11 protein-coding genes are annotated in these 16,329 nt (G+C 64.3%); all 11 read left to right on the top strand.

Annotated elements, in window-relative coordinates; translation table 11 throughout:
• Positions 1 to 169: 169 nt before the first annotated feature.
• The 11 genes from ACQ859_RS28665 to ACQ859_RS28615 all read left to right on the top strand — a co-directional run bounded on the left by ACQ859_RS28665 (position 170) and on the right by ACQ859_RS28615 (position 16,314).
• Positions 170 to 1,249, top strand: a complete 1,080-nt coding sequence (locus ACQ859_RS28665) for a pilus assembly protein PilM (RefSeq protein ID WP_297528858.1) — start codon at positions 170 to 172, stop codon at positions 1,247 to 1,249.
• Entirely contained in the window at positions 1,246 to 1,854 is a 609-nt protein-coding gene (locus tag ACQ859_RS28660) for a PilN domain-containing protein (protein ID WP_431263826.1), read from the top strand. The genes ACQ859_RS28665 and ACQ859_RS28660 overlap by 4 nt, the downstream gene beginning before the upstream one ends.
• A gap of 7 nt (positions 1,855 to 1,861) precedes the next feature.
• Positions 1,862 to 2,563, top strand: a complete 702-nt coding sequence (locus ACQ859_RS28655) for a type 4a pilus biogenesis protein PilO (RefSeq protein WP_431263825.1) — start codon at positions 1,862 to 1,864, stop codon at positions 2,561 to 2,563.
• 41 nt (positions 2,564 to 2,604) lie between these two features.
• A complete protein-coding gene (locus ACQ859_RS28650) occupies positions 2,605 to 3,153 on the top strand; it encodes a pilus assembly protein PilP (protein ID WP_431266686.1) in 549 nt (182 codons plus the stop codon).
• Positions 3,150 to 5,375, top strand: a complete 2,226-nt coding sequence (pilQ, locus tag ACQ859_RS28645) for a type IV pilus secretin PilQ (RefSeq protein WP_431263824.1) — start codon at positions 3,150 to 3,152, stop codon at positions 5,373 to 5,375. Before ACQ859_RS28650 ends, pilQ begins: the two co-directional genes overlap by 4 nt.
• A gap of 168 nt (positions 5,376 to 5,543) precedes the next feature.
• Complete coding sequence (locus ACQ859_RS28640) at positions 5,544 to 7,781, top strand: hypothetical protein (RefSeq protein ID WP_431263823.1); 2,238 nt, start codon at positions 5,544 to 5,546, stop codon at positions 7,779 to 7,781.
• Positions 7,778 to 8,383, top strand: a complete 606-nt coding sequence (locus tag ACQ859_RS28635; RefSeq protein WP_431266685.1) for a shikimate kinase — start codon at positions 7,778 to 7,780, stop codon at positions 8,381 to 8,383. The genes ACQ859_RS28640 and ACQ859_RS28635 overlap by 4 nt, the downstream gene beginning before the upstream one ends.
• A complete protein-coding gene (aroB, locus tag ACQ859_RS28630; RefSeq protein ID WP_431263822.1) occupies positions 8,364 to 9,479 on the top strand; it encodes a 3-dehydroquinate synthase in 1,116 nt (371 codons plus the stop codon). The genes ACQ859_RS28635 and aroB overlap by 20 nt, the downstream gene beginning before the upstream one ends.
• Before the next feature lie 21 nt (positions 9,480 to 9,500).
• Entirely contained in the window at positions 9,501 to 10,631 is a 1,131-nt protein-coding gene (locus ACQ859_RS28625; protein WP_431266684.1) for a deoxyguanosinetriphosphate triphosphohydrolase, read from the top strand.
• A 26-nt stretch (positions 10,632 to 10,657) separates the two neighbouring features.
• The gene (locus ACQ859_RS28620; protein ID WP_431263821.1) at positions 10,658 to 11,362 is read left to right on the top strand and encodes a transposase; all 705 of its coding nucleotides are present in this window, start codon (positions 10,658 to 10,660) and stop codon (positions 11,360 to 11,362) included.
• Positions 11,363 to 11,568: 206 nt separating this feature from the next.
• Positions 11,569 to 16,314, top strand: a complete 4,746-nt coding sequence (locus tag ACQ859_RS28615; protein WP_431266683.1) for a glutamate synthase-related protein — start codon at positions 11,569 to 11,571, stop codon at positions 16,312 to 16,314.
• The last annotated feature ends 15 nt before the right edge of the window (positions 16,315 to 16,329 follow it).

Genomic DNA, 16,329 nt, shown 5'->3' with positions numbered 1-16,329 from the left:
AAATCGTCGATTTTTGGCGCTTTCCCCACCCATCGATGGCGTGTATGTTACGCAACGCTGCGTTACTTGCTGTGACCGCTTTGCCTTGGGGCGACAAAGGCTTTGCTGATAGCATTCAAGTAACTTATTAACAAACCGGCGCATGAGCGGCGCGTTGGGGGAACGCATCATGGGGCTGTTGGACCTACTGCGCGGACGTGCGCATCCACCCATGATTGGCCTGGACATCTCGTCGTCCAGTGTCAAGCTTGTGGAATTGAGTCAAAACTCGAACGGCGAATACGTGCTTGAACGTTTCGCCACCGAGCCATTCGAAAAAGGCTGGATTACCGACGGCCAGATCGAGAAATTCGACGAGGTCGCGGACGCTGTCCGCCGGGTGGTCACGCGCAGTGGCAGCAGGACCCGGCAGGCATCGCTGGCGATGCCTCAGAGCTCGGTCATCACCAAGAAGATCATGTTGCCGGCAGGCCTCCGCGAGGAGGAGCTCGAGCTGCAGGTCGAGGCCGAAGCCAACCAGTACATCCCGTTCTCGCTGGATGAGGTCTCACTGGACTTCTGCGTCATCGGCCCGAGCCCGACCTCGGTCGGCGACGTCGAAGTGCTGATCGCCGCATCCCGCAAGGATCGCGTCCAGGATCGTCAGGCGCTGGCGGAGGCTGCTGGCCTCAAGCCGGTCGTGCTGGACATCGAGTCCCATGCATCGCGGATGGCCGTCGGCCGTCTGGTCGAGACGCTGCCCAACGAGGGCAAGGATGCGCTGGTTGCGTTGTTCGAGATCGGCGCCGACACCACCTCGTTGAAGGTGCTGCGCGACGATGAAATGCTCTACGACCGTGACCAGGCTTTTGGCGGCTCGCAGTTGACCCAACTGATCTCGCGACAGTACGGCTTCTCGTTCGAGGAGGCGGAGTTGAAGAAGCTCAGCGGCGAACTGCCGGACGACTACGAGACTCAGGTGCTGAATCCCTTTGTCGATTCTCTGTCGCAGGAGATCGGCCGGGCGCTCCAGTACTTCTTCACCAGCACCCCGCATCACAAGGTTCATTACGTGATGCTGGCCGGCGGCACTGCCACGTTGCCCGGCCTGAAGGAGCGGGTGACGGAGCTGACCGGCTTCGCCTGCATGGTGGTCAACCCATTCGAGAACATGGTGCTCGGTTCTGCGGTGCGCGAGTCCAAGCTGCGCCGTGAAGCGCCGGCGTATCTGACAGCGTGCGGCCTCGCCATGCGGAGGTTCTTTCAGTGATTCTGATCAACCTGCTCCCGCACCGTGAGGAGAAACGTAAGCGCCGCAAGGCCGCGTTCTTCGTCGGGCTGGGAATGTCCCTCGTCGTCGGTCTGCTTGTCGCGGCCTTCATCTATCTGCTGTTGCAGCAGTTGACTGCTGCGCAAGCCGCGCGCAATGACTATCTGAAGGCCGAGATCACCAAGCTCGACATCCAGATCAAGGACATCGCGACGCTGCGTGCGGAAATCGATGCCTTGCGTGCCCGTCAACGCGCGGTCGAGAACCTCCAGAGCGACCGCAACACGCCGGTGCATCTGCTCAACGAACTCGCGAAGTTCACGCCCGAGGGTGTCTTCCTCCAGTCGATGCGGCAGACTGGCAAGGTCGTGGTGATCGCGGGCGTGGCAGCTTCCAACGAGCGCGTGTCCGAAATGCTGCGCAACCTGAGCCGCGCTGAATGGGTGGAGACTCCCGATCTCGTCGAAATCCGGGCTGCTGCCGTGAACCCGCGTGATCCGCGGCGGTTGTTCGATTTCTCCATCAAGGTCGGGATCAAGAGCGTGACGCCCGATCCCGCCGCCGATGGTGCCAGCGGCCCCGGCGCGCCAGCGAAGAAGACGTGAGGACACCATGGCTAACTTGAAAAACCTGGACCTCAACGCCTGGTTCGCGGACTTCTCCGGTCAGTTTCAGAACCTGAACATGCAGGAGCCGGGCCAATGGCCGCCGGCGCCGCGGTACGCCGCGTTCATCGTGGTGGCGCTGCTGACGGTGGTGCTGGGCTGGTTTGCCGTGTTGTCGGACGAGCAGGCGGCACTGGATGCGGAAGGACAGAAGGAACCGCAGTTGAAGGAAGACTTCAACAACAAGCTGACGCAGGCGGTGAACCTGCCCGAGCTTCGCAAGCAGAAAAGCCAGGTCGAGGAGTACGTGCTCCAGCTGGAGAAGCAGCTGCCCGGCAAGGCCGAGATGGATGCCCTGCTGTCGGACATCAACCAGGCAGGCCTGGGGCGTGGCCTCCAGTTCGAATTGTTCCGTCCGGGCGGCATCGTCATGCGGGACTACTACGCCGAGCAGCCGATCGCGATCAAGGTGACCGGGCGCTATCACGACATCGGCGCATTCACGGCGGACGTGTCGAACCTGTCCCGGATCGTCACGCTGCACGACCTGTCCATCATTGTTCCTGGCGCATCTGGCGGCGCCCCGCCTCGCACCGACACCAACACGACCTTGTCGATGGAGGCCACGGCCCGGACCTACCGTTATCTCGACCCGAACGAGGTTGAGGAGCAGAAGAAGGCCGCGGCGGCCGCGGAGAAGAAGAAATGACGCGCTTCGTTCGCCCCCGCACGACGTCGCCCGGCACGGCGATGTCGGATCGAGCTACGATCCGGGCGCTCGGCCTGGTCAGTCTCGCCTTCGCCGGCGCGTTGCTGGCAGGCTGCACGTCCAGCACGGATGAGTTGCAGCAGTGGATGGACGAGCAACGGGCGCAGGCGCGGCCCACTGTCAAACCGCTGACGCCGCCGAAGACCTTCCAGCCGCAGCCCTACGAGGCGCAGGCGGTGGTCGACCCGTTCAGCACCCAGAAGCTGACCGTGGCGCTGAGGCGCGAGGCCTCGCAGCCGAGCTCGTTGCTTGCGGCCGAGATGAAGCGTCGTCGTGAACCACTGGAAGCCTTCCCGCTGGATTCGATGGCGATGGTCGGCAGCGTCTCCAGGGACGGCCGCCCTTATGCATTGCTGCGGGTCGACAGCCTGCTGTATCAGGCGCGGGTCGGTGATTACATGGGCCAGAACTTTGGCCGCATCACCAAGATCAGCGAAACCGAAATCACGTTGCGAGAAGTCGTCCAGGACGCTGCGGGCGAATGGATTGAACGCACCAGTACTCTCCAGCTTCAGGAGCAGGGACGATGAAGAACACTGTTGTGGAGAACGCTTCGATGAGCGTCCGTACGAGGGAACGAGAAGGGCGCGTCAAGCGCTGGCAGGCTCTGGCTTGCGCGGTGGGGCTGGCGGTGCTGATGCCCGTCCAGGCCTGGGCGCAGAACATGATCAAGTCGATCAGTGCGACTCAGCAATCCGGCTCGGACATTGTCCGGATCGAACTGGCGCAACCGCTGACCGAGGTGCCGCGCGGTTTCGCCGTGCAGGTGCCGCCGCGTATTGCGTTGGATCTTCCCGGCGTGTCGAACGGTCTGGGGCGCAACGCGGTCGAGATCAATTCCGGCAACATGCGTTCGGCCAATGTGGCGCAGGCGGGTGATCGCTCCCGCGTGGTGCTGAACCTGCGCCAGGCGAGCACTTTCCGCGCGCAGCTGCAGGACAACTCGCTGCTGATCTTCCTGGATGCCGCATCGGGCGCAGCGCCGGCCGCTGCTGCCGCCGCGACGTCCGCCGCGTCCGAACCTGTCCACTTCGCACCGAGTCAGAACGCCGCCGCGCAAGGGTTGCAAGACATCGACTTCCGTCGCGGCAATGACGGCGCAGGTCGCGTCGTGGTGAACCTGCCGAGCAGTCAGGTCGGCGTCGACATCCAGCAGCAAGGCCAGAACCTGATCGTCGAGTTCCTGCGCAGCACGCTGCCGGAGCGCCTGCGTCGCAAGCTGGATGTCACGGACTTTGGCACGCCGGTGCAGTCGATTGCGGCCAGCCAGCAAGGCGACCGCGTGCGCCTCGTCGTGACGCCGAAGGGCGTCTGGGAGCACAGCGCCTACCAGAGCGACAACCAGTTCGTGCTGGAAGTGCGTCCGCAAAAAGTTGACCCGAACAAGCTGACGCAGGGCCCGGGCTATGCCGGCGACAAGCTGAGCCTGAACTTCCAGAACATCGACGTGCGCGCGTTGCTGCAGGTCATTGCCGACTTCACCAACTTCAACGTCGTCACCAGCGATACCGTCACTGGCAATGTGACCTTGCGTCTGAAGGACGTCCCTTGGGACCAGGCGCTGGACATCATCCTGCAGGCCAAGGGCCTAGGCATGCGCAAGTCGGGCAACGTGCTGTGGATTGCGCCGAAGGAAGAGCTGGCCAGCAAGGAAAAGGCCGAGCTGGAGGCGAAGCAGGCAGTTGCTCAACTGGAACCGCTGCGCACGCAGTCTTTCCAGATGAATTACACGAAGGCTGAAGACGTCGCCAAGGGGCTGACTGGCCAGAACAATCAGGGCGGCGGCGGCGCCCAGACGTCCCGCATTCTGTCGCCGCGCGGCAGCGTGATCTGGGAGACCCGCACGAATCAGCTGTTCGTCAGCGACATTCCAGCCAAGCTCGAAGAGATCCAGGCGCTGATTGCGAAGATCGACGTGCCTGTTCGCCAGGTGCTGATCGAGGCTCGCATCGTCGAGGCCGACGACCGCTTCGGGCGTGCCCTGGGCGTCAAGCTGGGGGCGAGCGACCTGCGTGGACGCCAGGGCGGCATTCCGGGCTACAACGTGGGCGGCAGCAACTACTTGACCATCGGTGGCAACTACTCAGCCGTCGGTTCACAGACAAATCAGCAGAGCGGCTACACCTATGCTGACTCGCAGTTCGTCAACCTGCCGGCCAACACCACCGGTGATGGTTTTGGCGGTGCGACGGCAGCGAACTTTGCCCTCTCATTGTTCAGCGCAACCGCGAACCGCTTCCTGAATCTGGAAATCTCCGCACTGGAGGCTGATGGGCGCGGCAAGATCGTGTCCAGCCCACGTGTCGTCACGGCTGATCAGACCAAGGCGCTGATCGAGCAGGGCGAGGAAATCCCGTACCAGCAATCGACCTCCAGTGGCGCCACGTCGATCAGCTTCAAGAAGGCCGTGCTGAAGCTGGAAGTCACGCCGCAGATCACACCGGAAGGCAACGTGATCCTGACGGTGGACGTGAACAAGGACAGCCGCGGCACGCTGACTCCGCAAGGCTACGCGATCAACAACAAGCATGTGCAGACGCTGGTGCTGGTCGAGAACGGCGGCACGGTCGTGATCGGCGGCATCTATACGCAGGAAGACCTCGAGAGCGAGAACAAGGTGCCTTACCTCGGCGACATCCCGCTGCTGGGCAACCTGTTCAAGAACCGGTCGCGCAGCACGTCGAAGACGGAGCTCTTGATCTTCATCACGCCGAAGGTGGTGAGCGAGCGTGTGACAGCGACTGCACGCTGAGCGACGCTGGCGCCAGCGCCAGTTCGACCACAGCGTCGGAACCACAAAGCCAAAGCGCGTTCGCGTGAGAACAGCCGCCACAAGAGCCGGAAAGGGCCGGTGGCGCGAACGCATTTCAGAGAGGATGCCGCGGCCAGGCAAATGCCGCGGACGCAGGAGTAGCAAGACATGAAGCGAATCGAACGAGTGGCCAGCGTTGGCGACAATTCCACGATGACCCGTGGTGCCGCGCGCCTGGTGTTGACGGCCACGATGGTGGCGGTGCTGGCCGCTTGCGGTGGCGGTGGCGGTGGTGATGCCGGCACGCCGGTGGTGGGGCCGGGTAATGGCACTGGCGGAGGCACCACCACGCCGACGACGCCGACGATCGCCCTGGCGTTGTCCAGTACGACAGTCACCTCTTCGGCGCCGGCGACCGCATCCGTGACGCTGAAGGATGCTTCCGGTGCACCGCTGGCTGGCGTGGTTGTCGCTTTTGCCGTGACGAACAGCCAGGGCACGCCCCAACCCGCATCCGCACTGACGGATGCGAACGGCGTCGCGAAGACGACGCTGGCTCCGACCACGGCTACCGCAGCGGGCGCGGACACGTTGACGGCTACTGCAGTGGTGGGTAGTACCACGCTGAGTGCGACCGCCGGATTTCAGCTGACCGCGACCGATGTGACGATCACCGCGTTCTCTGCCGACGTGACATCGCTGGGCGCTTATGGTCAGACCGGCCTGACAGTGGATCTGGGCGGCACCTCGCCAGCAACGCCCGTCACCGTGACACTGACCTCGTCCTGTGTGTCCGGAGCGCATGCGACGTTGACGCCTGCGTCGGTCTCGACGTCTACCGGAAAGGCCACGTTCACATTCCGCGACAACGGCTGCGGTTCCTACCAGAACAGCGATACGTTGCAAGCTACCGTGTCGGGCTCGGCGGTTTCGCGGTCGCTGACGCTTCCCGTCGTGGCCCCGACGGTGGCCAGTGTGACCTTTGCTGACGCCACGCCGCCGACCATCTATCTGAAGGGGTCGGGGGCCGTCGAGAACTCCAACGTTACTTTCCGCATCGTCGACGCGAACGGCAACGGCGTGCCCAATCAGACGGTCAACCTGACCGCAACGACCTGGGCAGGCGGACTCACGCTGGACGGCGTCACGAATCAGACCATTACGCGCACAAGCGACTCCAATGGCGCCGTGATCGTTCGCGTCAATTCGGGGACGGTCCCGACCCCCGTGCGAGTTCGTGCGGCCTTGGTCAATACTCCCGCTGTTCAGGCCGTCTCGAGTGCATTGTCGATCGCGGTCGGCTTGCCTTCGCAGCTGAATTTCTCGCTGGCGCAAGGCGCTGCCAACATCGAAGGTGCCAACTTCGACGGCACCCCAAACACCTATACCGTGACGGTATCCGACCGCATGGGGAACCCGGTGCCGGATGACACTGCGGTGAACTTTGTCGCTGAAGGCGGGCAGATCAACGCGTCGGCCAAAACGGCGAAGAATGCAGCGGGCATTGCGACGGCGACAGCCAATTTCGTGAGTTCGGAGCCAAGGCCCGCCGACGGTCGAGTTACCGTGACTGCCTATGCATTGGGTGAAGAGTCGTTCATCGACCAGAACGGAAACAACATCTTCGATGCTGGCGAACCGTACCAGGATCTGGGTGACATCTACGTCGATCGGCTGTTCAACAACTTCTACAACTCGAACTCTGATCAGCTGATTTCCGCGAGTCTCGGCGCGAGCCTCGCCTGCAGCGCATGGGCGACCGAACCGGGCGCATCGCTCTTGCAGCTGAATGCGTCGATTCCGAGCAAGCCTGGATCCTGCGATCAGGCCTGGGGCCGCGCTTATGTTCGTCGGGCGGTCACGACCGTTTTCTCGACGTCGGGCGCATTGCCCGTCTTCACGATGAATGACGCCAAGAAGGTGGTCGGAGATGGCTCACCTGCCACTTGCGTATATCGCAATCTGATCGACTTCTCCTACGTTTTGGGCTCCGACGAGAACGGCGCAGCCAGCACGTGGCTGGGTTATTCGCCGGAAGCGACTCCGCGCAAGAATCTGGTCAACTATCTCGCGATGGGGGCCGGTACCCATTACGCTGGTAACTCGACCGTCGGAACACTGAACTTCTACGTTGCTGACAGCAACAGCACGGCATTCAACCCGATGCCAGCGGGTACCAAAATCACCGCCAAGGCGTCGACGGGCATCACCGTCGAAGTGCTGGGCGGAACGCCCTTGATCAGCACGACAGACCCGACGCTCGCCTCGGTTTCGTATACCTTCGCGACCGGTACGTCGGCGGGTACGGTGACGGTGAATTTTGAGAGCCCCAAGGGCACGGTGTCGGGCGTGACCCAGAAAGTGTCCGTGGGAAGCCCCGCTGTCGGCACCGCGTGCAGCAACTGACGATCTCCCTGGTCGGCATGCCCGGCGGTGGTAAATCCACCGTCGGCCGCATGCTGGCCCGGCAGCTCGACATCCCTTTCGTCGACACCGACGCCGAGATCGAAAAGGATCTCGGCGGCGAGACGATCAAGGACTACTTCGCCCGTGAGGGCGAATCGTCATTTCGGGACCTCGAATCGCGCACCATCGCGCGCTTGCTCGATGATGCGGACGCAGGCAGGGAGATGATCCTCGCGACCGGTGGCGGTGCGGTGCTTCGCGAAATCAATCGGGATCGTCTCAAGTCGCTTTCGACAGTCGTGTACCTTCGGTCATCGCCTGAAGAACTCTTCCGACGCTTGAGGCACGATACGCAACGTCCGCTGCTGCAGGTGGCCAATCCGATGGCCAAGTTGCGCGAGCTGTATGGGCAGCGCGATCCCCTCTATCGGCGTTGCGCGCATTTCGTGCTCGAGTCCAGTCGCCCTTCTGTCCACGGTCTGGCGAACATGATCCTGATGCAGCTGGAGCTGGCAGGGTTGATCGATCCGGCGCGGGTCGCGGCCACCGTCGGCGCCAGTGAGGCCCCGTACACTCCCGGGAATGATCGCTCCGGCTCCTGACTCCACGTCCACGGTCGCCATCGACCTGGGCGACCGTCGTTACGACATCCTCATCGGCTCCGGCCTCTTCGACACGTCGTCGTCCTGGTCAGGACTGCCGCGGGCCTCGGCGGCGCTGATCGTCACCAACGACGTCGTCGCGCCGATCTATCTCGATCGACTGAAGCGTCAACTGGCGCCCCATTACACGCGGATCGAAGCCGTGATCCTGCCGGACGGCGAGCAGCACAAGAGCTGGGCGTCGCTCGACGTCGTCATCGACCATCTCCTCGCCGGCGCGGCCGATCGCAAGACCGTGCTGTTTGCATTGGGGGGCGGCGTGATCGGTGACCTCACCGGCTTCGCCGCGGCGATCTACATGCGCGGCGTGCCGTTCGTCCAGGTTCCGACGACCTTGCTAGCGCAGGTCGATTCGTCGGTCGGCGGCAAGACCGCCATCAATCATCCGCGCGGCAAGAACATGGTCGGCGCGTTCTATCAACCGGCCCGCGTCGTCGCCGATCTGGACACGCTCGACACCTTGCCTGAGCGGGAGCTTTCCGCCGGCCTCGCCGAGATCATCAAGTACGGACCGATCGCCGATGCGGCCTTCCTCGAGTGGATCGAGGACAACCTCGACGCGATGCTGGCCCGGGACAAGTCAGCGCTGGCTTACGCCGTGAAGCGCAGCTGCGAGATCAAGGCTTGGGTCGTCGGTCAGGACGAGCGCGAAGCCGGCCTGCGCGCCATCCTGAACTTCGGTCATACCTTCGGCCACGCGATCGAGACCGGTCTCGGCTATGGCGCCTGGCTGCACGGCGAAGGCGTCGGTTGCGGCATGGTGCTTGCGTCGGAGTTGTCAGCACGGCTCGGTTTGATGCCCACTTCCTTCGTCGACCGGATGGCGCGGCTGATCGAGCGGGCGCGCCTGCCGGTCAAGGCGCCTGCGATGCCGATCGATCGATGGCTCGATCTGATGCGGGTCGACAAGAAGAACGAAGGGGGCGAGATCCGGTTCGTCGTCATCGAAGGCCTCGGCAAGGCCGGCATGCGGGGAGCGCCCGACGCGCTCGTGGCCGAGGTGATCGCCGCTCACACTGAGTCCGGATCCCGCTGAAAGCCTGAAACGACCATGATGATGCTGCGCGCGCCCTTTGCCTCCGACCCCGCGCGCAGTCGCGGTCGACGGCATTCCGAGGCGTCGGCGCCAACGCGTAGCGAATTCCAGCGTGACCGCGATCGGATCGTCCACAGCACGGCCTTTCGCCGGCTGGTCTACAAGACGCAGGTCTTCCTCAACCATGAGGGCGACCTCTTCCGCACGCGGCTGACGCATTCGCTGGAGGTCGCGCAGTTGGGGCGCTCCATCGCGCGCAGCCTGGCGCTCGACGAGGACCTCGTCGAGACCATCGCGCTGGCCCACGATCTGGGGCACACGCCGTTCGGCCATGCCGGTCAGGATGTGCTGAACGACTGCATGAAGGCGCACGGCGGGTTCGAACACAACCTGCAGTCCCTGCGGGTGGTCGACAAGCTCGAGCAACGTTATCCGGCCTTCGACGGGCTCAATCTCAGTTTCGAGAGCCGCGAGGGCATCCTGAAGCATTGCGGCAAGCGCGATGCTCAACGCATCGAGGACCGCGAGCCGGGAGGCGTTGCGGCGCGCTTCCTGCGCGGCGGACAGCCGAGCCTGGAGGCGCAACTCTGCAACCTGGCCGACGAGGTGGCCTACAACGCGCATGATGTGGACGACGGCGTGCGATCGGGGCTCGTGACCTTGGAGCAGCTGGAGCAGGTGCCTCTCGTCCATCGCTACCTGCGCGAGACGCTGGCCGCGTATCCGGGCCTGACCGGCAAGCGGCTGCTTGCGGAGACCATCCGCCGGATGCTGTCGCAGCAGGTCTACGACATCATCGACGCCACGCGCGCCGCCATCGAGGCCGCCGCGCCCGCCGACGCCGAGGATGCGCGCACGAAGGGACCACTGGTGCGCTTCAGCCCCGAGATGCGTCAGGCGAGCACGGAGCTGAAGCGCTTCCTCTTTGCCAACCTCTATCGCCACCCGGTCGTCCAGCATCAGCGCGACCGGGCCGAGCAGGTGTTGCGAGAGCTGTTCCAGCTCTACCTCACCGATCCGGGGCATCTCCCGCCGGACTTTGCGGACGGCGAGGACCATGCACGTGCCTGCGCCGACTACATCGCCGGCATGACCGACCGGTTCGCGCTCAAGGAGCACGAGCGGCTCACCGGGAAGAAGCTCATCGCATAATTGGGGACAGACTACTGTTCCCTGCCATGGCCCGACTTCCCCGGCTGGCGCTCGCCGGCCATCTGCACCACCTGATCCACCGCGGGCACAACCTGCAGCCCATCGTTGTCGATGACGACGATCGTCGGGCGCTGCTCGCCGCGCTGCAAGAGAGTGCCGCCACCCACCGGGTCGCGATCCATGCGTACGTGGTGATGCCGAACCATCTGCACTTGCTGGCAACCCCTGCAGCCGACGAGGGTCTTAGTCGCATGATGCAGGCGCTGGGGCGTCGTTACGTGAGCGCTTTCAATCTCCGCCATGGCCGGGTCGGCACCCTGTGGGAAGGGCGCTTTCGCGCCGCACCGCTGGAGGCGGAGAGTCATCTGCTCACCGTTATGCGCTGCATCGAGTTGAACCCGCAGCGTGCCGGCCTCAGCGTCGAGCCCGGCGACTTCGTCTGGTCATCGGCGGCGCACCATCTCGGACGCCGACGCGACCCGCTGATCAGCGATCCGCCGGGATTCTGGGCACTCGGCAATACGCCGTTCGAGCGCGAACTCGCCTGGCGTCGCTGGCTGGAAGAGGGGGAGTCGGAGATGGAACGCGCTCGCCTCATCGACGCGGCGCTCAAGGGGTGGCCACTGGGATCGGCACGTTTCCTGCAATTGCTTGGCGAGGTCAGCCCGCGGCCAATGAGCCCGCGTCCGCGTGGTCGCCCTCGCAAGATCAAGGTGTCGGCGCCGGATTGATTTACTCTGTCCCCAATTAATCGATACCTGAAGACAACGTTCGATCTAATTCGAGTCTGACCCCATTTAGTTGTGCTTGTGCCACTTCGGCACGCGTCTTAACCTGCGCGGGTTTCGTTATCCGAGAGTCCAGGAGGCCACCGATGTCGGCAGCTCAAGATCCGCGCCCCGCGCAAGCATCGTCCCCCGTCGAGAACCCGGCCGCCATGCCGGTGAGCGGCCCGTCCACGAACGAGATCCGCGAGCTCGCCGCCCACGGCCTGTATGACGGCGCCAACGAGAAAGACGCCTGTGGTCTCGGCTTCGTGGCGCACATCAAGGGACAGAAGGCGCACCACATCGTCCAGCAGGGCCTGAAGATCCTGGAGAACCTCGATCACCGCGGTGCGGTCGGTGCGGACAAGCTGATGGGCGACGGCGCCGGCATCCTGATCCAGATCCCCGACGAGTTCTACCGTGCGGAGATGGCCAAGCAGGGCGTCACGCTTCCCCCGCCCGGCGAGTACGGCGTCGGGATGATCTTCCTGCCGAAGGAACACGCGTCGCGCCTGGCCTGCGAGCAGGAACTGGCCCGTGCGATCAAGGCTGAGGGCCAGGTGTTGATCGGCTGGCGCGACGTGCCGGTGGACCGCGACATGCCGATGTCGCCGACGGTGCGAGAGAAGGAACCGATCATCCGGCAGATCTTCATCGGCCGTGGTCCGGACATCATCGTCCCCGACGCTCTCGAGCGGAAGCTGTACGTGATCCGCAAGACGGCTTCCAGCGCGATCCAGGCGCTCAAGCTGACGCACAGCCGCGAGTACTACGTGCCGTCGATGAGTTGCCGCACCGTCATCTACAAGGGGTTGCTGCTCGCCGACCAGGTCGGCAAGTACTACAAGGACCTGGCCGACCCGCGTGTCGTGAGCGCCATCGCATTGGTGCACCAGCGCTTCTCGACCAACACCTTCCCGGAGTGGCCGCTGGCCCACCCGTACCGCATGGTCGCGCACAACGGTGAGATCAACACCGTCAAGGGCAACTTCAACTGGATGCGGGCCCGCGAGGGCGTCATGAAGTCCCCCGTGCTGGGCGACGATCTGAAGAAGCTGTATCCGATCAGCTTCGAGCACCAGTCGGACACGGCCACCTTCGACAACGCCATCGAACTGCTGACGATGTCCGGTTATCCGCTCGCGCACGCCGCGATGATGATGATTCCCGAGGCGTGGGAGCAGCACGAGTGGATGGATGAACGACGCCGCGCGTTCTACGAGTACCACGCCGCGATGATGGAGCCGTGGGACGGCCCGGCCGCGATGGTGTTCACCGACGGCCGCCAGGTCTGTGCCGCGCTGGACCGCAACGGCCTTCGACCAGCCCGCTACTGGGTCACCGACGACGACCTCGTCGTGTTGGCTTCCGAATCCGGTGTTCTGCCGATCCCCGAGTCGCGCGTCGTCAAGAAGTGGCGCCTGCAGCCGGGCAAGATGTTCCTGATCGACCTGGAGCAGGGGCGCATCATCGATGACGAGGAACTCAAGACCCAGTACGCGAACGCCCGCCCCTATCGCCAGTGGATCGAGAACGTCCGCGTCAAGCTCGACGAGATCCCCGCGCCGGAGGTCACCGCCCCGGTGTTCCCGGCTTCGCTGCTGGATCGCCAGCAGGCCTTCGGCTTCACGCAGGAAGACATCAAGTTCCTGCTCGCGCCGATGGCGGCGAACGGCGAGGAGGGCATCGGCTCGATGGGCAATGACAGCCCGCTGGCCGTTCTGTCCGACAAGAACAAGCCGCTCTACAACTACTTCAAGCAGCTGTTCGCGCAGGTCACCAACCCGCCGATCGATCCGATCCGCGAGGCGATCGTGATGTCGCTGAACAGCTTCATCGGTCCGAAGCCCAACCTCCTCGATATCAACGCGGTGAACCCGCCGATGCGGCTGGAGGTGACACAGCCCGTGCTGGACTTCGAGTCGATGGCCCGCCTGCGTGCGATCGAGCATCACACCAATGGCAAGTTCAAGCCCTACGAGCTCGACATCACCTATCCGCTGGATTGGGGGCGCGAGGGGGTTGAAGCCCAGCTTGCATCGCTGTGCGCCGAAACGGTCGATGCGATCAAGGGCGGCCACAACATCTTGATCATCACCGACCGTCACCTGAGCGCGAACCGCGTGGCGATCCCGGCGCTGCTGGCGTTGTCGGCCGTTCACCACCACCTGGTGCGCGAAGGCCTGCGGACGACGGCCGGTCTGGTCGTCGAGACTGGCACCGCGCGCGAGGTGCATCACTTCGCCGTGCTGGCCGGATTCGGCGCCGAGGCGGTCCACCCCTACCTGGCGCTGGAGACGCTGCAGGCGATGACGTCCGAACTGCCGGCCTCGCTGTCGGCGGACAAGGCCGTCTACAACTACATCAAGGCGGTGGGCAAGGGCTTGTCGAAGATCATGTCCAAGATGGGCATTTCGACCTACATGTCCTACTGCGGCGCGCAGATCTTCGAGGCCATCGGCCTGAAGGCCGATCTCGTCGCCAAGTACTTCCGCGGCACGCCGACCCAGGTCGGCGGCATCGGCGTGTTCGAGGTCGCGGAAGAGGCGCTGCGCCTGCATCGCGCCGCCTTCGGCGACGATCCGGTGTTGGAACACATGCTCGACGCCGGCGGCGAATACGCCTGGCGCGCCCGCGGTGAGGAGCACATGTGGAGCCCCGACGCGATCGCCAAGCTGCAGCACAGCACGCGCTCGGGCAAGTTCGACACGTACAAGGAATACGCCCAACTGATCAACGACCAGAGCAAGCGCCACATGACGCTGCGCGGTCTGTTCGAGTTCAAGTTCGATCCGAGCCAGGCGGTCCCGCTCGAGGAGGTCGAATCGGCCGCCGATATCGTCAAGCGCTTCGCCACCGGCGCGATGTCGCTGGGCTCGATCTCCACCGAGGCACACGCAACGCTGGCCGTGGCGATGAACCGCATCGGCGGCAAGAGCAATACCGGCGAGGGTGGAGAAGACCCGGCCCGTTATCGCAATGAGCTCAAGGGCATCAAGATCACGGCCGGCACCAAGATGTCGGACGTCGTCGGCAGCAAGGTCGTCGAGGTCGACTACGAGCTCAAGGACGGTGACTCGATGCGGTCGCGCATCAAGCAGGTCGCGTCGGGCCGCTTCGGCGTCACGACCGAATACCTCGTGAGCGCCGATCAGATCCAGATCAAGATGGCGCAGGGCGCCAAGCCCGGCGAGGGCGGCCAACTGCCCGGCGGCAAGGTCACCGACTACATCGGCTTCCTGCGCCACTCGGTCCCGGGTGTGGGCCTGATTTCGCCGCCGCCCCACCATGACATCTATTCGATCGAGGATCTGGCGCAGCTGATCCACGACCTGAAGAACGTGAACCCGCGCGCCGATGTGTCGGTGAAGCTGGTGTCCGAGGTGGGCGTCGGCACGATCGCGACCGGCGTGGCGAAGGCCAAGGCGGACCACATCGTGATCGCCGGCCACGACGGCGGCACCGGAGCGTCGCCGTGGAGTTCGATCAAGCACTGCGGTACGCCGTGGGAGCTTGGCCTGGCGGAAGCGCAGCAGACGCTGGTCCTGAACCGGTTGCGTGGACGTGTGCGCGTTCAGGCTGACGGCCAGATGAAGACCGGTCGCGACGTTGTCATCGGCGCATTGCTCGGCGCGGACGAGTTCGGCTTCGCGACAGCCCCGCTGGTCGTCGAGGGCTGCATCATGATGCGCAAGTGCCACCTGAACACCTGCCCGGTCGGTGTGGCGACACAGGACCCTCTGCTCCGCAAGAAGTTCAGCGGCAAGCCCGAGCACGTGGTGAACTACTTCTTCTTCGTTGCGGAAGAAGCACGTCAGATCATGGCGCAACTGGGCATCCGCAAGTTCGATGACCTGATCGGTCGTGCCGACCTGCTCGACACGAAGAAGGGCATCAGTCACTGGAAGGCCAAGGGCCTGGACTTCACCCGCGTCTTCCACCGTCCGGAGCTGGCGGCCGACGTGGCCCGCCTGCACAACGACCAGCAGGACCACGGCCTGGACCGCGCGCTGGACGTCAAGCTGATCGAGAAGTGCCTGCCCGCGTTCGAGAAGGGCGAGAAGGTGCGCTTCATGCAGGAAGTGACCAATGTGCGCCGCACCGTGGGCGCGATGCTCTCGGGCGAGTTGATCCGCCGCCGTCCGGAGGGCCTGGACGACCAGACCATCTTCATCCAGATGGAGGGCACGGGCGGACAGAGCTTCGGCGCCTTCCTGGCGCCGGGCATCACCTTCTACCTGATCGGTGACGCCAACGACTACACCGGCAAGGGGTTGTCGGGCGGCCGCATCGTGGTGCGACCCTCCATCGACTTCCGCGGTGATGCGACGAAGAACATCATCGTCGGCAACACCGTGCTGTACGGCGCGACCAAGGGCGAGGCCTTCTTCCGCGGCGTCGCCGGGGAACGCTTCGCGGTGCGCCTGTCCGGCGCGACCGCAGTCGTCGAAGGCACGGGCGACCACGGTTGCGAATACATGACCGGCGGTACCGCGGTCGTGCTGGGCCGGACCGGTCGCAACTTCGCCGCCGGCATGAGCGGCGGCGTCGCTTACGTCTTCGACGAGGACGGTCAGTTCGCCAAGCGCTGCAACACCAGCATGGTCTCGCTGGACAAGCTGCAGCCCGCGCATGAGCAGGAAGCCACGATGGACAAGGCGCTCTGGCACAAGCTGGGAGACGGCGAGGCCCGTACCGACGAGGCGCTGCTCAAGAAGCTGATCGAGGACCACCACCGCTGGACCGGCAGCCAACGCGCGCGGGACATCCTGGACCATTGGGCCGAATCGCGCGCCAAGTTCGTCAAGGTGTTCCCGAACGAGTACCGCCGGGCCCTGGGCGAGATGGGGGCGGCCAAGGAAACCGCCGCCACGATCGCCCACGCCAAGGCCCCCGCCGCCAAGGCCAAGGTCTGACCGTCACCGCATCGA

It is taken from the genome of Roseateles chitinivorans (genome assembly GCF_050632235.1).
Classification (GTDB): domain Bacteria; phylum Pseudomonadota; class Gammaproteobacteria; order Burkholderiales; family Burkholderiaceae_C; genus Roseateles; species Roseateles chitinivorans_A.
The sequence above is the reverse complement of the archived record's forward strand: the minus strand, read 5'-3'. Positions and strand labels throughout refer to the sequence as shown.